The organism is Enterococcus sp. DIV0756 (genome assembly GCF_051710745.1).
Taxonomy (GTDB): domain Bacteria; phylum Bacillota; class Bacilli; order Lactobacillales; family Enterococcaceae; genus Enterococcus_A.
Genome location: NZ_JBIOLF010000001.1, coordinates 659,588 through 681,585 on the forward strand (window position 1 = coordinate 659,588; position 21,998 = coordinate 681,585).

A 21,998-nucleotide genomic window follows, 5' to 3' on the forward strand; every position below is an offset into this window, starting at 1 on the left:
TGATTTTTATTTTTTATGGGATAATAGAAATGAAAAAACAATTATTTTTAGGAGCTGAAAATCGATGTTCGATTCGCAAAAGGTAAAGGATTTGAATGAATTGGAGTTGATCGTCTATACCTTTATTATCGAAAATATGGAACAGGTAGGAGGAATGACGATTCGGGATCTGTCTGAAAGCTGTCATGTTTCTACCTCTACTATTTTACGCTGCTTAAATAAGCTTGGTTTTTCTGGCTATACTGAATTTAAATATGCCCTGAAGGAAAAACTTTCCCGTCAAGGGCAATCCTTTGAGGCTTTTTATGATGCGAACGTTCATGTTGATGCTTTTTTGAAAAAGGTAAACAATGAAGGCTACCATACGGTACTAGATCCGGCGGTTGATTTGATTCTCAGCAGTAAGCATCTTGTCTTTTCAGGAATCGGCACAAGCGGAACGCTGGGCACTTATGGTGCGCGTTACTTCTCAAATTTGCTGTTCAATGCATATGCGATTACAGATCCGTTCATTCCCGTTCCTACCAAGGGATTGGATACGACCTTAGTGATTGCGTTGTCAGTCTCTGGTGAAACAACGGAGATTATTAAGCAAATAGAAAACTTTAAACGGTACGGAGCAAAGATTTTGAGTATTACGAATGATCAGCATTCAACCATTGCGCAAATGGCAGATTTCAATATTTCCTATTATATGCCGGAGGTCACGGGCCCTGATCCAACGGAAGAATTTATTAATCTGACAACACAAGTTCCAGTCATTGCCCTTTTAGAAATTTTAGCCCATCAAGCATATCAACGAGAAAACAATGCTAAAGACTGATTATACCAGCCTTTAGCATTATTATTTTGCCAGTTTTTCTTCATGCTTTAGCATGACTAGAAAAATGGTATGCGTACGAAAATGATTTCATCTAAAATGAGCTAGCTGCCAGTTTTTCTTCATGCTTTAGCATGATTATGCTAGTTTCCCTTGCGGTCTTTGCTTAGAGAAACTGTAGGCGTAACGTAGTGGAGACGTAAAATGGTATGCGTACGAAAATATTTCCCCTTAAACCGAGCTAGCTGCCAGTTGTGTGGCAGCTGTTTTTCGCCCTTCGGCAGCATGTTTAGCAGCTCAAAAAACAAATAAAACGTCAAAAAAGAAACAAATTGTTTTTTTCTTTGGAACATGTTTCTGCCTGTTCCAGAAGTATTCCATTCAACGGGATCATCCCTTATGATAAAACTGTAAACGGATACAACAACGCGAATGGCCATCGCAGCAAAAAATATTATTTGAGGAGAATCATTTATGAATAATTTTATTAATGAGAAATTATTACCCCCTATTTTAAAATTTGTAAATACAAAAGCCATTACAGCTCTACGTAATGGGATGTTGTACACCATGCCTTTTACGATCGTCGGATCAGTATTCTTACTTTTAGCAAACTTTCCAATCCCTGCGGTTTCTGAATGGGTTGCCAGTAGTGGGTTAGATGTTTATTTTAACGAAGCATTCGGTGCGTCATTTGCTATTATGTCTATTTTTGCGGTAATGGGTATCGCGAATTCTTATGTAAAAGAAGAAGGCTTTGAAGGATTGCCGGCTGGGATGATCGCGGTTGTAGTCTTTCTATTGACGATGAAGTCTAGTGCAACAAATGCAGAAACAAATGCGATTGTAACGAATGTCATTGATAAGACTTGGACGGGCGGTCAAGGAATGATCAGTGCGATCCTAGTCGGACTATTTGTCGGCTGGGCGTACTCTTGGTTCTTGAAACGTGATATCCGGATCAAATTACCTGAACAAGTACCTGCAAACGTAGCGAACTCATTTACTGCGTTGATTCCAGCGGCAGTAATCACAACAGTAGCGTTAGTTGTCTATGTGATCTTTGATAAATTTCTTAATACAACAGTGGTCGAATCAATCTATAAAGTTATTCAAAGTCCGATGCAAGGGGTTACAGATACTTTTGGCGGTGCAATGATGTTAGGCTTCTTGGTTCCATTCTTATGGTTCTTCGGGGTTCACGGATCAACCTTGGTCGGCGGAATCATGGGTCCGATCTTGACAGCGAATTCATTGGAAAATACAGCTATTTTAAAAGCAGGAAAAGAACTAACGGTTGCAAACGGTGGACATATTGTTACTCAACAATTCTTAGATCAATTTATGACAGTAACAGGGGCAGGGATGACGATTGGTATCGTGATGTACATGGTTATGTTCGCTCGTTCTGCTCAGTTTAAGCAATTAGGGCGGTTGGCTTTGCTACCAGCATTCTTTAATATCAATGAACCGATTTTATTTGCAACACCAGTGGTAATGAATCCAATTATGGCTTTGCCGTTCATTTTAACACCAATGGTTTCTGGCGTAATTACGTACTTCTCACTATATTCAGGACTAGTACCATTATTTACGGCTGTACAAGTACCTTGGACAACCCCACCAATTATCTCTGGATTCTTAGTGGGTGGCTGGAGAACAGCGGTCTTGCAAGCGGTTGTATTAGCGGTCGGATTCTTCATCTATCTGCCATTTGTTCGTAAAGTGGATTCATTGAACTACTTGCAAGAACAAGGCGAAAGCATGGAGCAAATCGAAAAAGATCTAGCAAATGAAAACAAAAAAGCCGAAGGTCAAGCGACGGTTTAACAGAAGAGATTGAAGAGGGAAAGCAATGAGTATTTTTAAAGAGAACTTTTTATGGGGCGGCGCAGTTGCCGCCCATCAACTAGAGGGCGGTTGGCAAGACGGCGGAAAGGGCGTCAGTGTTGCAGATGTCATGACTGTTGGTGCGCATGGTGTACCACGTCGAATTACGAATGGTGTATTAGAGGGTGAAAACTATCCCAACCATGACGCGATTGATTTTTATGGGCGTTATAAGGAAGATGTGCGACTGTTTGCGGAGCTAGGGTTAAAATGCTTCCGTACCTCGATTGCTTGGACACGGATTTTTCCCAAGGGAGATGAGGCGGAGCCTAATGAAGCAGGTCTGCAGTTTTATGATGATTTGTTCGATGAATGTCTGAAATACGGCATTGAACCTGTGATTACATTGTCACATTTCGAAATGCCGTATCACTTGGTTACTGAATACGGCGGTTGGCGCAATCGCAAAATGATTGATTTCTTTGCTCGCTTCGCTGAAGTGTGTTTCGAACGCTATCAAAACAAGGTCAAATACTGGATGACGTTTAATGAAATCAACAATCAAGCGAATTATCAAGAGGATTTTGCACCATTTACGAATTCAGGGCTGAAATTTGAAGCCGGTGATGACCGTGAAAAGATCATGTATCAGGCGGCTCATTATGAATTAGTTGCCAGTGCAAAAGCCATCGAAATCGGTCACAAGATCAATCCTGATTTTGAGATCGGCTGTATGATCGCAATGGTGCCAATTTATCCGTATTCTTGCAGTCCATCAGATATGATGGCCGCAACGGTGGCGATGCAACGTCGCTATTGGTTCACGGATGTTCATTGTAAGGGACGTTACCCGAGCTATATGAAGACTTACTTTGATCGGAAAGAGTTTGGTTTGGATATCACACAAGAAGATGAAGTGCAGCTGACTAAAGGAACGGTTGATTATATCGGCTTTAGTTACTATATGTCCTTTGCCATCAAAGATCATGATAAGGGACCGGCATATGATTATGATGAAGCGAATGATTTAGTTGAAAATCCTTATGTAAAAGCTTCTGATTGGGGCTGGCAAATTGATCCGACTGGGTTGCGTTATGCCATGAACTGGTTCAACGATCGCTATGAATTGCCATTGTTTATCGTGGAAAATGGGTTTGGCGCCGTTGATGAAATTGCTGATGATGGGGAGATTCATGATGAATACCGCATCGACTATTTACGTGAACACATCGAGGCGATGCAAGAAGCAGTTATATACGATGGCATTGATTTGATGGGCTATACACCTTGGGGCTTCATTGATCTCGTTTCTGCTGGAACTGGCGAGATGAAAAAACGTTATGGCTTCATTTATGTTGATAAAGACAACGATGGTGAAGGCACCTTAAACCGCAGTAAGAAAGATTCTTTCTATTGGTTCCAAAAGGTGATTGCAAGTAATGGCGAAGCGCTGTAGAAATTTGATTTTAATGAATGAAAAAGTGTATGGGTGAAAAATAGAGCCCATTAATAAATTAGTACCTTAAGATGAAACAGGGGGAAAACACCATGAGTGAGAAAACAATTATGTTAGTTTGTAACGCTGGTATGAGCACCAGTATGTTAGTTACTAAAATGCAACAAGCAGCTGAAGCACAAGGACTTGATGTAGATATCTTTGCGATTGCAGCAGCGGAGTCAACCAATACATTAGAGCAACGCAAAATTGATACGGTTCTATTAGGTCCGCAAGTTCGTTTTATGCAAAAACAATTCGAAGAGAAATTAGCGCCACTAGGTATCCCGGTAGATGTCATCAATATGACAGATTATGGCATGATGAATGGTGAAAAAGTGCTAGGTCAAGCAGTGGCGATGATCAATAGCTAAGTGATTGGAAAAAATGGAGGATTAATTAAATGCAAGAAGAAAATCTCGAAGCAGTAATGGGCTTGATTATTCATGGTGGAAACGCGAAAAGTAATGCCATGGAAGCCATTCAAGAAGCAAAAGACGGTGACTTTCAGCTAGCAGACGAAAAAATTAAGTTGGCCGAAGAATCTTTAGTTGAAGCCCACCATTCACAAACAGGACTGTTAACAAAAGAAGCCCAAGGCGAGCAGCTTAGCCTAAACCTACTAACGGTTCACAGTCAGGATCACTTGATGACATCCATCGCTTTTACCGATTTAGCGAAAGAAATCATCGATGTGTATCGTAAAATGAGTGCATAAGAAATCCCCGTCCATGATTCTCCTTAAATCATGGATGGGGATTCTTTTTTGCGTTATGCGTGGAATGATACGTGATGAGTACGATAAAAGAAACACTTCAAAAGGAAACCATCGTCCATGTTCCTTTTAACTTAGTCATTACATCTGCCGAATAAAGCCGATCTTTTCCTGAATGGAAACAAGTTCCTCTTCAATTACATCAAGAAAGGCAGCAATTTCTTGTTTTTCTTCCTCTGTACAAATGTCTTTCGTATTGATTTTTTCAAAATACTCTTGCATCGTTTTTAAATTAATTAGACTGCCTGTAACGTGCATTTTTTTGTTGATATTTTCAATAGTGTTCAAAATCCTACTCCCTTCCCTGAGTAGCATCCTGCGTGAATCGTGACTTATGGTTTGATATAAGCATAGCCCTGTGCTTGTAATTCAATCAAATCTAAAACGCCAGCAGGGACGACAACAACATTCTTCGGCAGCTGCTCCTTTGTTATCTGATTTGCCCGCATTGCATTGTTGCAAGCATGAAAAGTTACTCCCTCTGTAGCGATAAACGCTTGGTTTTCAGGAGCAAGATAACCTTTAATTGCATTACCATTAATTAAAACAATAATATCTATTTTTTGAGGTTCTTTCAATAGGTTTTTAACATTATTAGCAGTTTCTATCCATTTTTCTAATTCATCTATATGAAAAACAACATTCATTATTACACCTTATTTCTTAATAATCATATTTATAGCTTGTTCCAATTTTTGTGCCTGATCTTCTGGATCTTTGTCGGGATGCTCAAAACAATTTTTTAAATTTTCAGCCACAATCATTCCCATCACACGATCAATACTAGAACGTACGGCACTTAACTGGGTAATGATATCAATACATTCTTTTTCTTCATCGATCATCTTCTGTACACCACGGATTTGCCCTTCTGTTCGTTTTAAGCGGTTCAGAATCTTTTTTTCATCCATTTCCATTTAGCTACCCTTCCTTTACAAATTCTTTCTGCCAATAATATACCTAGATAGGGTATGTTTCGTCAAGTAGATCGTTTTAAAAGTGTTCATAGGTAAACAGAATGGTTGACAGAATTCATTTTCCTATGGTAAAAATACCCTATAAGGTATATTTTGAAAATGAAGGAGAAGAATACATGTTTAGTCTATTTCAAAGAGGTTCAACTATTTCAACAAGTGAATTATCTGATAAAATCAAGCATCCAATTACGTTACTGGATGTTCGGACACCAGAGGAATACCGTGGCGGGCATATTGCCAAAGCAGTAAATGTTCCATTGAATACGGTCAATCGCTACCAAGGAAAAGAAAAGGAAGTCTATGTGATCTGTCAATCAGGGATGCGCAGTAAGCAAGCTGCGAAGCTATTAAAACAAAAGGGCTATGAAGCGATAAATGTTCAAGGCGGGATGAATCGCTGGCAAGGTCCAACTAGAGGGGGAAAATAAAATGAAAATTATTATTGTCGGTGGGGTCGCAGGTGGGATGTCCGCGGCTACACGGTTGCGTCGTTTAATGGAAGATGCAGAGATTATTGTTTTAGAAAAGGGACCATTTGTCTCCTTTGCCAACTGCGGATTGCCTTATTATGTATCAGGCGAGATTGCCGAGCGGGATGCGCTGCTGGTTCAAACGCCGGAATCGTTAAACGCGCGTTTCAATCTAGATGTTCGACCTTTTCATGAAGTGACTGCCATCTCTTCCGAAAATAAAACCGTAACCATCAAAAATGAAAAAGGAAGCTTTGAAGAAAGCTACGACAAATTAATTCTATCACCAGGGGCAAAGCCATTAATTCCTGAAATGTCAGGGTTAGCTGAGGCCACCAATGTTTACAGCTTACGCAATGTCCCTGATTTGGATCAAATCATGACTGCTTTAGAGCATAAAACCAAGAAGGCAACAGTGATCGGTGCCGGATTTATTGGTTTAGAAATGGCAGAAAACTTAAAATCCCGCGGGTTAGAGGTCACTGTAATCGAAAAAGCCCCTCATGTTTTACCGCCGTTAGATGAGGAAATGGCTGCTTTTGTCCAAAATGAATTGATTCGTAATGGTGTACGGGTGATCACTGGGGAATCTGCACAAAGCTTCAGTGAACAAAGCAAGACAATCACCCTGACCAATGGTGAGAAAGTCGCTTCTGATTTAACAATTCTTTCTGTGGGGGTTCGACCAGAAAATACCCTGGCCCAACAAGCTGGATTAGCGACAGGCTTAGGCGGCGGTATCGTAGTGGATGATACTTATCAAACTAGCAACCCTGATATCTATGCCGTTGGTGATGCAATCGTTGTGAAGCAGCAAGTCAGCGGTAAAGATGCGTTGATCTCCTTAGCCTCTCCAGCAAATCGTCAAGGGCGACAGGTAGCCGATGTCATTGCCGGATTGAAGCGTACAAATCGTGGGAGCATTGGGACAGCGATTGTTCGTGTGTTTGGTCTAGCGGCGGCGTCAACAGGGTTAAGTGAGCGTGTAGTCAAGCAATTGGGGCTGGACTATCAAGTCGTGCATGTTTCTGGTAAAGATCACGCAGGGTATTATCCTGGAGCTAGTGATATCACGTTGAAATTAGTCTTTGACCCTAAAACGGGGAAAATCTATGGTGCTCAGGGTGTTGGTGAGAAAGGTGTAGATAAACGAATTGACATCTTAGCGACAGCGATCAAAGGTGGACTGACGATTTTTGATTTGCCTGAATTGGAATTTACTTATGCACCGCCATTTGGTTCGGCAAAGGATCCGGTCAATATGTTAGGCTATGCGGCGATCAATCTGGCAGAAGGAATCAGTGATTCGATTCAATGGTATCAATTGAAAGAAGAACAGAAAAACGGCAGTCAGCTACTAGATGTTCGTAATCCCGGTGAATTAGCCAACGGCCGTTTTCCAGAAGCGATCAATCTTCCATTGAATCAATTGAGAGACAGAATTTCAGAGCTTGATCCAACGCGTGAGTATATCGTTAGCTGCCATAGTGGATTAAGAAGCTATGTGGCGGAACGGCTGTTGAAGCAAAAAGGGTTTAAAGTAAAGAATCTAGATGGTGCGTTTGCGCTGTATAAAACCGTAAGACCGGAGGAATTGATTTATGAGTAGTTCGATTGGAATGGCCGATTTTTATCGTTTGTCAGAGGAAAAGGATTTGCCGATTATTGATGTTCGTGAAGCCTATGAGTATCAAATGGGGCATGTTCCTCACGCGAAGAATCTTCCATTAAGCAGCTTAGGCGCAAGCACCAGTGATCTTGATAAGGAAAAGGAATATTATTTGATTTGTCAATCAGGTGCGCGGTCTGAAAATGCTTGCGGGTATTTAAGTAGTCAAGGGTTTCATGTCATCAATGTGTTAGGTGGAACGGCTGCTTGGCCGGGAGAAATCCAACGCTGATTTTCATTTGGTTTTAAAATGATAATGAAGAGAAACGCCAGTTTAGCGGATAAACTGGTGTTTTTTTGTTTGAACCTAAATTTGTTTATTTTTATATATTGACAAAGTGAAAACAAATGATAATATAAAGGTGTAAATAAAAACAAAAAGGAGCAAACAGATGATCGAGTTAGAGAAGTTAGCGAATATGGTGGATCACACATTGTTAAAGGCCGATGCAACCAAGAAAGGCTTCGAACAACTTTGTAAAGAAGCAGATGAATACGGATTCAAAATGGTGGCCATTAACTCTTATCCAGTAGCGATGTGTCGGGAATTCTTGAAGGATAGCGAGGTTCATGTAGGAGCGGCGATTGGCTTTCCATTAGGACAAACAACGATTGAAACAAAGGTTTTTGAAGTACAGGATGCAATCAAAAATGGGGCAGATGAGATTGATTATGTGATCAATATCGGCAAACTAAAGGACGGCGACAGTGAGTATATTCGTGAAGAAATGAAAGCAATTGTGAATACCTCTCGTGAAGGCGGGATTCTCAGCAAAGTCATTTTAGAAAATTGCTATTTAACAGATGCGGAAAAAGTAACAGTCTGTGAAATTGCGAAGGAAGTGAAACCGGATTTTGTCAAAACATCAACGGGTTTTGGTACAGGCGGAGCTACCGTAGAAGATGTTGCATTAATGAAAAAGGTTGTAGGAAATGAAGTAAAAGTGAAAGCTGCTGGCGGCATTCGGGATTTGGAAACGGCTTTGAAGATGGTTGAAGCAGGTGCAGAACGTTTGGGAACAAGTTCAGGAATTAAGATTGTCGAAGAATACAAGAATCTAAAAACAGAGGAGTAGCGAAATGACAGAAATCCGCGATGTATTGAAAACAGCTTTTATTAATTTTGATTTAACAGCGACGGAGAAAGAAGCAGCGATCAGTGAATTGGCGGGCACCTTTGTAACAGAAGGTGTTGTCACAAATGAGAGCGTTTACCTGGAATCCGTCATGAAGCGTGAAGCAGAAAGTACAACTGGGATTGGCTTTGGTGTCGCTATCCCACATGGGAAAAGCTCAGCTGTGACTGAACCATCCTTGGCATTTGGCCGTAGCCAAGCTGGCATCCAATACGACTCAATGGATGGTCAACCGGTTCATCTGATGTTTTTAATTGCTGTACCAGAAACCTCAAATGATGAGCACTTAAGAATTCTTAGCAAACTCTCCCGAAAATTGATGCATGAGGATGTCCGTCAAAAATTGATGACCGTTGGCAACGTAGAAGAAATATATCAGATTTTTGAATAGGAAAGGGTGGAAAAAATGAAAATTGTTGGGATTACATCGTGTTCAACCGGGATCGCCCACACTTATATGGCGGCGGAAAGCCTAGAGATTGCAGCTAAGAAACGCGCTATCGAAATCAAGGTAGAAACTCAAGGATCAATTGGCGCGGAGAATGTGTTGACTGAACAGGAAATCGCTGATGCAGATGCCGTCATTATTGCTGCTAGTACATCAGTGAATAAGGATCGCTTTAATGGCAAACGCTTGTTGGAAGTGGATGTCACCGAAGCGATCGACCATCCAGATGATTTGTTTGATCGGGCCCCGAACGCGGCGATCTATACTACTTCTGGTGAGGTCAAAGCAGAAGCAAAAGCAGAAAAAAGCGGGATCTATAGCCATTTGATGACGGGTGTATCGTATATGATTCCTTTTGTTGTCGCAGGCGGGATTTGTATCGCATTAGCCTTCGCCTTTGGCGGGATCAACGCAAAAGGAGATCTGGCTGCAGCAATCAATGAACTAGGCGGCATCGCTATGGGCTTAATGTGGCCGATCTTAGGCGGTTATGTAGCCTTTTCTATCGCTGACCGACCAGGGTTGGTTCCCGGGATGGTTGCTGGGATGATCGCTTCGAATATGAATGCAGGATTCCTAGGAGCATTATTAGGCGGATTCTTGGCTGGATATACGGTGCAATTATTGAAGAAAGTGTTGAAATTACCACCAGCCTTTTCTGGACTATTACCAGTTCTGATTCTTCCAGTGATCTCCGTATTATTTGTTGGACTTATTATGAAATTTGTCGTAGGGATTCCGATCACTGCATTGAATGAAGGAATTACTAATTGGCTGAACAGCTTATCAGGAATGAATTCGGTCTTATTGGGATTACTTCTTGGCGGTATGATGGCGATTGATTTGGCCGGTCCAATCGGAAAAGCCGCTTACTTCTTCGGGGTAGCCTCATTAACCAACTTGGCTGTCGGAGAAACGAGTACAGTTATGGCCGCAGTCATGATTTCTGGAATGGTGCCACCGCTAGCGATGGCTCTTTCATCAACTGTTTTAGGCAAAGGGTTATATAGTAAGGAAGAGCGGGAAGCTGGGAAATCTGCTTGGGTCTTAGGCCTATCCTTTATCTCTGAGGGAGCAATTCCATTTGCGGCGGCTGATCCGATTCGGGTATTGGCTTCAGTAACAGTCGGCTCAGCAATCACAGGAGCTTTATCGATGATTTTCAACTGCGGGATCGCGGTTCCTCATGGCGGCTTCTTCGTTTTCTTGATTCCAGGAGCAGTCGAGAATGTTTTGCTATATGTTTTAGCACTAGCGATCGGAACTGCGATCAGTGGATTTTTAGTTACAGCAGTAAAAGTAATGGCGCAGAAAAAACAAGCGGCTAAGGAGTAATGATTGGCATGTCAGAATTGATTAAGGTTTGTTTGATAGGAACAGGCAGAGCGGGGATGATCCATGGGAAAAATTTCGCTCGCAGAATCGAAAATGCAAAATTGGTTGCTTTATGTGATCCGTCAAAGGAAAGTCTAGCAGCGGCACAAAAGGAAGTAGATTGTCCCTATATTTATGAGGATTATCGTGAAGTGATGGCTAATCCTGAGATTGACGCCGTCGTGATCGTGACGCCAACGGTCTATCATAAGGAGATCGCGTTGGCGGCAGCAGCGGCAAAGAAACATATTTTTTGTGAGAAGCCGTTAGCGATGGATGAAGCAGAATGTCTGGAAATGATTCAGACAGCCGCAGAAAATCAGGTGAAGCTTCAGGTTGGCTTCATGCGGCGTTTTGACGCGAGTTTTCAAGAAGCAAAAAAAGTCGTGGACTCTGGTGCGATCGGTGAGGTTGTTTTAGTAAAATCATTGACCCATGGTCCTAGTGAGCCTAAACCTTGGATGTTTGATATTCATAAAAGTAATGGTCCGATCGGCGAGGTCAACAGCCATGATCTAGATACTCTGCGCTGGTTAACCGGCAGTGAAGTGAGCAGTATCTATGCCAATGGCGGGAATTATCGCTCACCGGAAGTACGAGCTGAGTATCCGGATTACTACGATACCGTAGCCATGAATTTAAAATTTGCGGATGGCAAGCTGGGACTGATTGATGGGGCACAATATGTCCAATATGGCTATGACGCGCGGACGGAGATTCTTGGCACTAAAGGAAGTATTCTAGTTGGGGATCAAGGAAAGCACAACATCGTGGTGGCAACGAGTGATCATCAGTTGACCCGACCAACGATGCACAGCTGGATGTATTTATTTAGAGAAGCATACGTAGCGGAGGATCAGGCTTTTATAGATTGTATTTTGGAGGATACGAAACCTCAGTGTACGGGAAAAGACGGTTTGATGGCGGTTCGCTTAGTCAATGCGGGCTTGACCTCACTGCTGGAAAATAGAATTGTTGAGGTGGAAGCATAAAATGAAAGCAATCCAATTATTAGGAAAAGAAACGATCCAATTAAATGAGTTACCTAAACCGGAGATCTCGGAAAAAGAAGTACTGATAAAAGTCAAAGCGGCTTCTATCTGTGGGACAGATGTGCGAATGTACAAAAACGGCTACCCGACTGCAAGTGAAGAGACGCCATTGACATTAGGGCATGAGATTTCAGGCGATATTGTAGAAGTAGGAGCAGCAGTTGATTTCTATCAAGTTGGTATGCGAGTAGCGATCGCTCCCAATATGGGCTGCGGCATCTGTGATCAATGTGTTAGCGGCAATACGCATTTATGTGCGACCTATGAAGCGTTTGGCATTAATTTACCCGGAGGATTTGCTGAATACCTGGTTATTCCAGAAAAAGCGGTGCGCCAAGGGAATATCTCGTTGATTCCTGAAGAACTATCGTACGAAGAAGCGGCCCTGATCGAACCCTTCAGCTGTGTCTTCAACGGCCAGGAGATTGCTGGAAACAAACCAGGAGACAATGTCTTGATTATCGGATCAGGTCCGATTGGAATCATGCATGCGATGTTAGCGCGAGCGCGTGGTGCCGGAAAAGTCATGATGAATGACTTGTCTGAAGCGCGGCTGGCCGATGCGAAAAAGATGCTTCCAGATCTAATTACATTAACCTCTGACCAGCTACAAGACAAAATTTTCGCGGAAACAAATAATCAAGGGGTTGATCTTTGTATTATTGCGGCACCCGCTCCACAGGCGCAAGAAGCCAGCTTTAATTATATGGCCATAAACGGTCGTTGTCTCTTCTTCGGCGGATTACCAAAGGAAAAAGAAGAGGTGCGATTGAATACCAATATTCTTCACTACAAACAATTACGTGTGTTCGGCTGTACACGGGCAAGTCTAATGGGCTATCGAACATCGGCACAGTTGGTTGCAAGCGGTAGAATCCCATTACAGGACTTAATCACAAAACGCTACTCGATCGATCAATTTGATGAAGCGTTAGAAAATGCCAAGAAGGCAATTGGCTTAAAAAATGTGGTTGTCTTCAAAGAATCATTTTAGTTTCGTTGCTTCCATTTTCAGTTTCTTTTATAATGAAACAAAACACAAAAAGGTGAGAAAAAATGGACGATCAATTGTATGCAGAAGAAAGAAAGCAATCAATCGTAAATATAGTCAATGAAAAAAATCGTATGCAGGTGGCTGAGCTTGCAGATCTGTTTAACGTAACGGGTTCAACGATTCGCAATGATTTGCGAGAATTGGAGAATGAAGGCCTAGTGACGCGGACGCATGGCGGAGTGATTAAGCGAGATTTTCAGCGTAGTGTTGAAATCATTCCCAAAAGCCGTGAATTCACCAATGAAAAGTACCGAATCGCGGAACGAGCCGTTCGATTGATTGAAGAAAATGATATTTTAGCGATTGATACAGGAACCTCCTGCAGAGCTTTTGCTGAGAAATTGATCAACAGTTCATTGAAGCGACTAACGATTTTGACGTATGATTTAGAAATTGCGTTGCTTTTAAGTGAAAAGACCAATTATCAAGTGCAGGTCATTGGCGGAGCGATTCGCAATGGTTATCCTTATGTTTCAGGAAGCTCTGTGGCACTTGGGTTAGCTGGCTTTTCAGTTGATAAAGTCATTTTAGGAACAACCTCATTTGATCGCAGCTACGGCTATTCGACGCCAAACTATGAAACAGCAGAAATGAAAAAGAGTTTGATGAATATTGGGCGGATAAAGATTGTTCTTTGCGAATCTAGTAAAATTAATCAACGCAGCTTCAAGCAGTTTGCGAAACCTGATGAATGCGATTATTTAATTACAGATTCGCAGATTACTAGTGAACAACAGACGGACATTCATGCGTTAAATATTAATTTATTAATGGTATAAAAGAAAGCCTGCTTATTTTCCGTATGGGAAGTTAAGCAGGCTTTTCATTATGCAAACAGGGAACCGATAAAATAAAGAACAGGGTAAATTACCATGATTGCAGACATTGCTTTTAAGACGATTGGAAAAGTCGTCTTTTTGTCTTGCAGTGCGCGGTATTTTTTTAAGCTCTGCCAATTCTTAGGGAAAAGGAAGAGAAGGAATAAAACAGTCCAAGGCGCTAAACCAGCAACGACTAAAACCACTAACCAGATAAAGCTGAAGGCATAGACATTCAATAGGAGCTTCACAGCGGCAGGCTTGCCCAAATAATAAACCAGTGTTTTGCGATGGTTTTCGATGTCCTCCTCCAAATCACACGTGTTGTTGGCCAATAAATTATTGAACATCATTAATACTAACGGCAGACTGATCAGGAAAACTTTGCCAATCATCGACAGAGTGATGGTATGTGACTGATAAACGGCCAAAAAATAGCTCACAACAGTAATAAAAAAGCCACTGGCAGTTCCGGTCAACGCTTCAGCAATCGGCAGGCTGTTTAAAGGACGGCGACCATAGGAATAAAACAACCCAATATAGAACCCAATCACACCCAGAACCCCGATCACCCAATTCGTTCGCCAAACCAATACTAATCCTAATAGAAAGGAAATAATCAGATTCAATAGATAAAAGTTTCGCACAAAACGTAGATCCAAGTGATCTCGTCCAATAATATTGGTGTGCTGTTTGTAGTTTTCATCAGAGGCATTTCGATAATCCATGTAGTGATTAAAAACATTGACGGTAATATGAAACATGACGATGATCAAAACGAATAAAAAGAATTCAGGATTCAGTGAGCTATTCAGCTGAAATTTCGCAATGGCATAGCCCAGTAAAATAATAAAAAGATTTAATGGAGCAGTATAAATTTCGGTTAGCTCCCAAAATTGTTTAAAGGTTAGTTGTTTCAAGATGATTCTCCTTTTTTCAAATTATATAGTTAGTCAAATCAGTACATTCTCAAAAATAGCGAGCTTTAAGAATTTTGTCCAATAGTTTGTTTAAGCGCAGGGAAAGGGTTTCAATAAAAGTCGTTGTTTTTATCATTAATGTTCGTGTTTTAATGCATATAAATATTATTGTTTACTTATTATCTCCTTTATTATATGATTATCCTCGTTGTTTGGAAAAACAAGCTATTATTTTACGAACATTTTTATATTATAGGAGGAGTATCATGAAAGGGAAAATAAATTCCTATTTTGAACTTGAAAAATTGAACACTACAGTAAAAAGAGAAATTTTGGCGGGCTTTACCACCTTTATTTCGATGGCATATATTCTCTTTGTTAATCCAAGTGTGTTGGGGGCTTCAGGGATGAATGAAGGTGCAGTCTTTACCGCAACAGCATTAGCCAGTGCGTTGGGCTGTATTTTGATGGGAGTGTTAGCACGTTACCCGATAGCCACAGCTCCGGCCTTAGGAATCAATGCTTTTTTTGCTTATTCTGTTTGTATCGGTATGGGGATTCGCTGGGAGACGGCGTTAGCCGGTGTGTTCGTAGCATCCTTGATTTTTATTTTGATCACGATTTTTAAATTACGTGAAATGATTATTGATGCGATTCCGGCTGATTTAAAATATGCGATATCTGGCGGTATCGGTTTGTTTATCGCATTTTTAGGATTAAGCGAAGGCGGCATCATCGTTGCAAATAAATCAACATTAGTTGGGTTAGGTTCGTTGAGTGTTGGAACAACATGGTTAACAGTCTTTGGCTTAATTGTGACTGCGATCTTGTTGGTTCGTCGAGTGCCTGGCGGGATTTTTATCGGAATGGTCGCCACGACATTATTAGGTTTAGCGACCGGCTTGATTCAAGCACCGACGCATATTGTTTCTGCCGCACCTAGTTTAAAACCGACATTTCTTGTTGCGTTAAATCATGTAAAAGATATCAATACGCTACAGCTTTGGGTCGTGGTATTAACCTTTTTATTGGTAACTTTTTTTGATACTGCAGGGACACTCGTTGGCTTAGCCAATCAGGCTGGCTTCATGAAGGATAATAAAATGCCGCGGGTTGGAAAGGCCTTAGCTTCAGATTCTACGGCAATGTTGGCAGGATCGTTATTAGGAACATCGCCAGTTGGGGCATATGTAGAATCATCTGCGGGAATCGCAGTCGGTGGACGTTCTGGTTTGACCGCGATCACAACAGGCATCTTCTTTATTTTTGGTTTATTTTTCTCTCCATTGCTGTCGGTTGTGACTTCCCAAGTAACCGCACCAGCGTTGATCGTCGTGGGTGTGTTAATGGCTCAATCGCTGCGCCAAATAAAATGGGAGCAATTAGAAATTGCTATTCCGTCTTTTCTAATCTTGATCGGTATGCCATTAACGTATAGCATTTCTGATGGGATTGCTTTAGGATTTATTTTTTATCCAATCACGATGATTGCTGCGAAACGAGGAAAAGAAGTCTCGCCAATCATGTATGGGTTGTTTTTCGTATTTATCGGCTTTATGTGGATCTTGAATATAAAGTAAAACGGAAGAAATTCACCATTTTTTCATTTTTTTTAACGAATAAAAAATTTTATTTTAAAACGTTTCATTCTGCTAGTGAACTTAATTGGCATTTTTTCTGCGATGATTTATTTGTTTTTTATGCGTATACAGGCATTAAAGGCATAAAAATAATGTGTTTTGGATATTGATTTCTATCATTAAAACTGTTAACGTATGTTTTTATTATTTACAAATTAAAAATTGACCTAAAATTAACGGTATAATATAATCTGACTATATAAATGTTTTTCTATTTTAAGGCATTAAATGATATTTCGGGTTAATTTTCGAATTTTATTAATGTATTCTATTGACGAGATTGTTTAAGTCATTAATTTAGGAAAAAAATGTTTTGCTGGAAAAGAGCAATTTTAAAGGAGATGTAGGGATGCAATTATTACTTTTGACAAAAGTTCCATTATATGAAGAAAATTTTGAGCACCAATTAAAACAATTGGGAAATGAAGTATATTGTTCGAGTACAATAGTAACTATGCTAAAGAAAAATTCGTTTGATAAAAGTTTTCTTACGCAATTCGAAGGTATCATTTTTAGTGAGACATTATATGATGTAGAGGCTTATGAAATAATCAAACAGATACCTCAAGGAACGATTAAATTTTTCCGACGTGCAACAGAAGGAACTAATGACACGGAAGGCTCTACACCTTTTGATGCGTGGATTCCATTGAACGCAGATTTGGAACGATTACGCGAGATTTTATTGCTTGCTGAACTATCTAGCATAGCCAATAAGGATGCAGCACATGCACAACAAATCACTGTTAAGCAAAAACTGTCTGACTTAAATTTAAAACTAAAACAAAAGGAAATTGTCTACTATTTAATTCAAGCGGGTGAGCGAACGGTCCCTCGTGAAGAAATTAGTCGCGAAATTTGGGAGAAAGCGCCAACGAAATCTGTTTTGGCAAGTCTTTCAAAAGTTGTGTCAAAGGTCAATGAAAAATTGGGCTATGAATTTGGTGATGAGGCGATTCAAACGGTTTGGGGACAAGGGTATCGTTTAAATAAAAAATTCTTCGATTATTTAGACACAGGACACTTTGAAGATCAACGAACGCTGATTCGCTAATCGTACTGCCAGATAGGCTGTTTATCAATTAATAATAAAAGCATCTTTCATTTTGAGAATTTGAAATGGAAGGTGCTTTTTTAGTGTGCGGTAGATTAGTGAAAAGAAGGCTTTATATTCATACACTAAAAAAGTCAAAATAGTATAAAAAATTTTACCCAAATAGTGAAAAATGACTTATTTGCTTCTTCTTAATAAGAAAAGAAGCATGTAAAATCATCTGTCTATCAATGAAAGAATGATTACTACTAAGGAATTCGAGAAGATATCTGTTTATAAACGCGATGATTCAAGGGATATTTTTGTGAAACCTGTTATTACTGCATTCTTACATTAGAATACAGATTTCCAGATTAGAATGAATCGGATAAAAAATGAACATCTTTTTATTGGCAGAAATTATCAGATTTACAGAACAGTTAATTAACGTCCTGATAAATATTCGTTTATAGTGAATAAAAAATCGTTTATAGTATTTTTCTAATTTAGAAGGTTTATTAATTTTAGTCCATAAATATAGTAAAAATTAGTATATTAAATTGATGCATTCAAATCGGAAATTTCGATTTTGATTTTTTTAAAACATAAATGTAGTCAGAACATCATACGATTTAAACGTCTTATTCTCTTAAGAGAATGATTATTAATTAGCTATTTTTATCGCTTTTCCTGAAAAAAAGAGCGAAGTGGTTAAACTATTCAATAAGATGTGTAAATGGTTAGAAATTTCGAAGAGCAAAAATGTTTTAAAAAAAAAGGTTTCTCCGAAAGTTAATATACTGTTGATTTATTATAAAAAATATTTTATAATTTTTTAAAAATAGATGTATAATAAAACATAAAAATTATTTATTTAAAATAAAAATAATTTTTATTCTTTTTGGATTAGAATCTGATTTGATCCTGACGCTGAGCATAGAGGGCATAGAGTAAGTAGAGAATGTACGAAAGCTTCAAAGTACCGAAAGCAATGCCACTATTTCAAGAAGTTCAAATTGATAATAATTAATTCATCAAGCTACATTCTATAGAAATTATAGGATACATCTGTTTATTTATATTTACTCGCTTGAGGCAAGTATTAAGGAGGGATCGGTAGGAAATAGGGTAAAAATCTATAGATAGTAAATAGAAGATAAGCTTCTAGAGATTGTATTGCTAGACAGGGGTTTTGAGAAAAGCAAATGGATTTTACATAATAAGTCAAAAATTATACATATGGAAGCAGATATCTTTTGATCTTAAGCATAAAGAAGAGAGATGAGGCTAGCATGGAAAATTTTGAGGTTTCTAATTTTACTGATCATAGTGAGCAACAATTATTAGACAGAGTTGAAGATTTGGAAATACAAGGTGAAGAGTTTTTGGATCAAATTGAGAAGTTGGAAGGAATACGTAGTGCACTGGAGGAAAAGGTTTCGGCTTATCGTTGTCGTTTGAAAGAAGTAACAAAGCAAATGGAAGATATTCGTGCCTCTTCATTAAGGAAAATAGTGGTTTATCACAATAAGGATAATCTAGAAAGGCGTCGCTTCATTCTAAAAAAAAGGAGTCATATAGAGTTGAGACAGGAATCCTGTATTTCTTCTAAGAAAATAGGGGAGAGCAATAATTTACAAGAAAAATATCAACAACTGTTAGAGCAATATATGAATGAACGTGATCGAAATGAACAATTATTTGCTTATCTTTTCCAAGAGAAAGGCAACTATGAACTAGATTTATTTATGAAAAAGGATGCTGCCGATACATTGTTAGAGGCGGCAACAGTAAGTAGTCAGTTGATTCAACGGGCAGAAGAACAGTCGAGAGTTATCGGATCGGATTTAAAAGATCAGTTGAATAACCTATTGAAGCAAGAAAGCCATTTACCACAAGAGATTGTTAACAATGTAAAATATGGTCTTCGTTGTCTAGAGAACTAATAGGGATTCAGTAGTGGAGTTAAAGGGTGCAAAAGTAGAAAAGAGTAAAGACGGGAGTGTATTTCAATGAAAAAAGTGATTATTCTTACTAGAAACATTATCATCGAGCAAGAGTTTCAAAATGAGCTGCAACGATTAGATTATGAAGTATTTGTTTTAAAAGATTTTTTTAACGTGGACAAACCGAATTATTTTGAAGACATTTTATCGCTATTTGATATTGTCATCTTTAGTGAAACATTAACGAATCAGGAATTTAACGAAATATTGCCAATTGTTATAGAAAAGGATCTACATTATTTACGTCGTACAGATGAACCAGTACCAAATATCGATGAGAGTCATTGTCTGTCGATTGATTGCACGTTAACTGAATTAAGAGAATTTTTACTATTAAGCGATAAGCGTGCGGGTCATCAAGAATCGATTTCTAAAGGTCTTGTTCGGCAATCGGAAATGAAGAAACAGGATTTGGTGCTTTTCTACAGCTCGTTAAACAATATTGAGAAGAAAATCATCAGTGCTTTAGCAGAAGGCAGCGGAAAGATTATTTCTCGTGATGAACTGTGTAATAAAGTTTGGAACAATGAGGTTAGCAAGTCACGCCTAGTTCAAATGTCGACAGCAGTCGGGAATATTCGTAAGAAGATTGCCCATGCTCATATTGATAATGTCCGAATCATTACCTATTGGGGAAATGGCTATCGTCTCCATGATGTTCCCAATGGTTTGATGAACGAGCATATTAAAGAGTACAGTATGTAAACAGAAGATCGTATGCCCTAGTTTTTTTCCTGAAATAGGAAAAAGGCTAGGGCTTTTTTCTGTTAAAAATTTCCACATTTTTTTGAACTGCCAATCCTTAAATAAAAAAAATCTAGAAAAAAGTCCTTTAAGTCCGATTTATACTTCTCCTTGTAAGAAAAGAGGTGCCGAAAATGATTTATCAATATTCTTTGAAATTCTTTTCCTGAATCATCTATTTGCTAATTAATTAATGAAAAAGGAAAGAAGCGTTTCTATGAATCAGAAAAAATTATCTTTATTTGGCTTTTTTGCATTGACGGCTTCGATGGTCTTAACGGTGTACGAATATCCAACCTTTGCCACTTCGAAGCTACATTTAGTTTTCTTTTTATTGCTAGGCGGTATTTTGTGGTTCTTGCCTGTAGCGCTATGTGCAGCCGAGTTGTCTACCGTAGAAGGTTGGCAAAACGGCGGGATCTTTAGTTGGGTCAGCCAAACGTTAGGTGAACGATTTGGCTTTGCGGCTATTTTCTTTCAGTGGTTCCAAATTACTGTTGGCTTCGTGACTATGATTTATTTCATTTTAGGTGCGCTGTCCTATGTGTTAAATTTCCAAGCACTGAATACAGACCCTTTATTGAAATATATCGGTTTACTAGTCATTTTCTGGGGGCTGACCTTCTCGCAATTAGGCGGAACACAACGAACGGCAAAAATTGCGAAGGCAGGATTTGTGGTCGGTATCCTTATTCCGTCCGTCATTTTATTTGGGTTGGCAGCTGCTTATTTCATTGGAGGAAATCCTATCGAGATTGCTATTAGTAAAAAAGCATTCATCCCAGATTTTTCACAGTTATCGACTTTAGTCGTTTTTGTCTCCTTTATTTTGGCTTATATGGGTGTTGAGGCATCCGCTTCCCATATCAATGAATTAGAAAATCCAAAGAGAAATTATCCGTTAGCGATGATTTTGCTGGTTATCTTAGCAATTGCCTTGGATGCAATCGGCGGTTTTTCCGTTGCTGCAGTGATTCCCCAAAATGAATTATCGTTAAGCGCTGGAGTGATCCAAACATTTCAATCATTGATTTTGCATTTTAACAGTCATTTAGGTTGGCTGGTCAAAGTCATTGCCTTGATGATCGCTTTTGGTGTAATGGGTGAAGTAAGTTCTTGGGTAGTTGGTCCTTCTCGCGGGATGTTTGCGGCAGCACAGCGTGGGCTATTACCAAACTTTTTGCGTAAGACCAACACGCATGGGGTTCCCGTACCATTAATTATGATCCAAGGCGTGATCGTCACAATCTGGGGTGCAGTATTGACCTTTGGCGGCGGTGGCAATAACCTGTCCTTCTTAGTAGCGATTTCTTTAACGGTAGTTATTTACTTAGTGGGCTATCTTTTATTCTTTATCGGTTATTTCGTTTTGGTTTACAAAAAGAAAGAGCTGAAACGAACCTATAACGTCCCTGGGAAAACAATTGGAAAGACAATCATTGCCGGTGTCGGACTACTATTATCAGTTTTTGCTTTGTTAATCTCTTTTGTTCCACCAGCTTCTATTGCTAAGAACGAAGATCGAACGTACCAAGTGATTTTATTGATCAGTTTTGTGATCACGGTAGTTTTACCGTTTATTATTTATGAATTACACGACAAGCACGGACACACAACGATCGAGGAACCTGTTCATATGAAAGCAGGAGATGTGAATGGGGCGATCTATCCAGCAGCTCGTGGAGAACATCAAATTGTTCAAAAAGAAGAACACACATTGAAACATTAAATAAAGAC

General features: G+C 39.5%; 23 protein-coding genes. 19 read left to right on the forward strand and 4 right to left on the reverse strand.

Annotated elements, in window-relative coordinates:
- Positions 1 to 64: 64 nt before the first annotated feature.
- The 5 genes from IGI44_RS03125 (at position 65) to IGI44_RS03145 (ending at position 4,863) form a co-directional block, all read left to right on the forward strand.
- The gene (locus tag IGI44_RS03125; RefSeq protein ID WP_438786343.1) at positions 65 to 823 is read left to right on the forward strand and encodes a MurR/RpiR family transcriptional regulator; all 759 of its coding nucleotides are present in this window, start codon (positions 65 to 67) and stop codon (positions 821 to 823) included.
- Between the two features lie 471 nt (positions 824 to 1,294).
- Positions 1,295 to 2,650 (forward strand): PTS sugar transporter subunit IIC, encoded by a 1,356-nt coding sequence (locus IGI44_RS03130; protein WP_438786344.1) that lies wholly within the window; start codon positions 1,295 to 1,297, stop codon positions 2,648 to 2,650.
- A 25-nt stretch (positions 2,651 to 2,675) separates the two neighbouring features.
- A complete protein-coding gene (locus tag IGI44_RS03135; RefSeq protein WP_438786346.1) occupies positions 2,676 to 4,106 on the forward strand; it encodes a 6-phospho-beta-glucosidase in 1,431 nt (476 codons plus the stop codon).
- Between the two features lie 92 nt (positions 4,107 to 4,198).
- Positions 4,199 to 4,519 (forward strand): PTS sugar transporter subunit IIB, encoded by a 321-nt coding sequence (locus tag IGI44_RS03140; RefSeq protein ID WP_438786348.1) that lies wholly within the window; start codon positions 4,199 to 4,201, stop codon positions 4,517 to 4,519.
- Between the two features lie 29 nt (positions 4,520 to 4,548).
- On the forward strand, positions 4,549 to 4,863 hold the full coding sequence (locus IGI44_RS03145; protein WP_438786349.1) for a PTS lactose/cellobiose transporter subunit IIA: 315 nt from the start codon (positions 4,549 to 4,551) through the stop codon (positions 4,861 to 4,863).
- A gap of 138 nt (positions 4,864 to 5,001) precedes the next feature.
- Here the strand turns inward: IGI44_RS03145 and IGI44_RS03150 are convergent, their stop codons facing one another.
- The 3 genes from IGI44_RS03150 to IGI44_RS03160 are packed head-to-tail and all read right to left on the reverse strand — an operon-like array spanning position 5,002 to position 5,837.
- Positions 5,002 to 5,208, reverse strand: a complete 207-nt coding sequence (locus IGI44_RS03150; RefSeq protein ID WP_438786350.1) for a hypothetical protein — start codon at positions 5,206 to 5,208, stop codon at positions 5,002 to 5,004.
- Between the two features lie 44 nt (positions 5,209 to 5,252).
- Positions 5,253 to 5,567, reverse strand: a complete 315-nt coding sequence (locus IGI44_RS03155) for a DsrE family protein (protein ID WP_438786351.1) — start codon at positions 5,565 to 5,567, stop codon at positions 5,253 to 5,255.
- Positions 5,568 to 5,576: 9 nt separating this feature from the next.
- On the reverse strand, positions 5,577 to 5,837 hold the full coding sequence (locus tag IGI44_RS03160; protein ID WP_438786352.1) for a metal-sensitive transcriptional regulator: 261 nt from the start codon (positions 5,835 to 5,837) through the stop codon (positions 5,577 to 5,579).
- Positions 5,838 to 6,013: 176 nt separating this feature from the next.
- Here IGI44_RS03160 and IGI44_RS03165 point away from each other — a divergent pair, with 176 nt between their 5' ends.
- From IGI44_RS03165 to IGI44_RS03205, 9 genes are all read left to right on the forward strand, one after another.
- Positions 6,014 to 6,325: a rhodanese-like domain-containing protein gene (locus IGI44_RS03165; protein ID WP_438786353.1), complete on the forward strand. Its 312-nt coding sequence runs from the start codon at positions 6,014 to 6,016 to the stop codon at positions 6,323 to 6,325.
- Between the two features lies 1 nt (position 6,326).
- Positions 6,327 to 7,976: an FAD-dependent oxidoreductase gene (locus IGI44_RS03170; RefSeq protein ID WP_438786354.1), complete on the forward strand. Its 1,650-nt coding sequence runs from the start codon at positions 6,327 to 6,329 to the stop codon at positions 7,974 to 7,976.
- Positions 7,969 to 8,268: a rhodanese-like domain-containing protein gene (locus IGI44_RS03175; protein WP_438786355.1), complete on the forward strand. Its 300-nt coding sequence runs from the start codon at positions 7,969 to 7,971 to the stop codon at positions 8,266 to 8,268. Before IGI44_RS03170 ends, IGI44_RS03175 begins: the two co-directional genes overlap by 8 nt.
- Before the next feature lie 160 nt (positions 8,269 to 8,428).
- Positions 8,429 to 9,112 (forward strand): deoxyribose-phosphate aldolase, encoded by a 684-nt coding sequence (gene deoC, locus IGI44_RS03180; protein WP_438786356.1) that lies wholly within the window; start codon positions 8,429 to 8,431, stop codon positions 9,110 to 9,112.
- 4 nt (positions 9,113 to 9,116) lie between these two features.
- A complete protein-coding gene (locus IGI44_RS03185) occupies positions 9,117 to 9,563 on the forward strand; it encodes a PTS sugar transporter subunit IIA (RefSeq protein WP_438786357.1) in 447 nt (148 codons plus the stop codon).
- 15 nt (positions 9,564 to 9,578) lie between these two features.
- Positions 9,579 to 10,955, forward strand: a complete 1,377-nt coding sequence (locus IGI44_RS03190) for a PTS fructose transporter subunit IIC (RefSeq protein ID WP_438786358.1) — start codon at positions 9,579 to 9,581, stop codon at positions 10,953 to 10,955.
- A gap of 8 nt (positions 10,956 to 10,963) precedes the next feature.
- Entirely contained in the window at positions 10,964 to 11,986 is a 1,023-nt protein-coding gene (locus tag IGI44_RS03195) for a Gfo/Idh/MocA family oxidoreductase (RefSeq protein WP_438786359.1), read from the forward strand.
- A 1-nt stretch (position 11,987) separates the two neighbouring features.
- On the forward strand, positions 11,988 to 13,040 hold the full coding sequence (locus IGI44_RS03200; protein WP_438786360.1) for an alcohol dehydrogenase catalytic domain-containing protein: 1,053 nt from the start codon (positions 11,988 to 11,990) through the stop codon (positions 13,038 to 13,040).
- 62 nt (positions 13,041 to 13,102) lie between these two features.
- The gene (locus tag IGI44_RS03205; protein WP_438786361.1) at positions 13,103 to 13,879 is read left to right on the forward strand and encodes a DeoR/GlpR family DNA-binding transcription regulator; all 777 of its coding nucleotides are present in this window, start codon (positions 13,103 to 13,105) and stop codon (positions 13,877 to 13,879) included.
- Between the two features lie 47 nt (positions 13,880 to 13,926).
- On the opposite strand, the gene IGI44_RS03210 is transcribed toward IGI44_RS03205, so the two are convergent.
- Complete coding sequence (locus IGI44_RS03210; protein WP_438786363.1) at positions 13,927 to 14,838, reverse strand: UbiA family prenyltransferase; 912 nt, start codon at positions 14,836 to 14,838, stop codon at positions 13,927 to 13,929.
- Between the two features lie 266 nt (positions 14,839 to 15,104).
- Here IGI44_RS03210 and IGI44_RS03215 point away from each other — a divergent pair, with 266 nt between their 5' ends.
- The 5 genes from IGI44_RS03215 to gadC all read left to right on the forward strand — a co-directional run bounded on the left by IGI44_RS03215 (position 15,105) and on the right by gadC (position 21,990).
- Positions 15,105 to 16,418, forward strand: a complete 1,314-nt coding sequence (locus IGI44_RS03215; protein ID WP_438786365.1) for an NCS2 family permease — start codon at positions 15,105 to 15,107, stop codon at positions 16,416 to 16,418.
- A 409-nt stretch (positions 16,419 to 16,827) separates the two neighbouring features.
- On the forward strand, positions 16,828 to 17,532 hold the full coding sequence (locus IGI44_RS03220; RefSeq protein WP_438786366.1) for a helix-turn-helix domain-containing protein: 705 nt from the start codon (positions 16,828 to 16,830) through the stop codon (positions 17,530 to 17,532).
- Between the two features lie 1,271 nt (positions 17,533 to 18,803).
- Entirely contained in the window at positions 18,804 to 19,457 is a 654-nt protein-coding gene (locus IGI44_RS03225; RefSeq protein ID WP_438786368.1) for a hypothetical protein, read from the forward strand.
- A 66-nt stretch (positions 19,458 to 19,523) separates the two neighbouring features.
- Entirely contained in the window at positions 19,524 to 20,222 is a 699-nt protein-coding gene (locus IGI44_RS03230) for a helix-turn-helix domain-containing protein (protein WP_438786370.1), read from the forward strand.
- Between the two features lie 256 nt (positions 20,223 to 20,478).
- Positions 20,479 to 21,990 (forward strand): glutamate:gamma-aminobutyrate antiporter, encoded by a 1,512-nt coding sequence (gadC, locus tag IGI44_RS03235; protein ID WP_438786372.1) that lies wholly within the window; start codon positions 20,479 to 20,481, stop codon positions 21,988 to 21,990.
- The last annotated feature ends 8 nt before the right edge of the window (positions 21,991 to 21,998 follow it).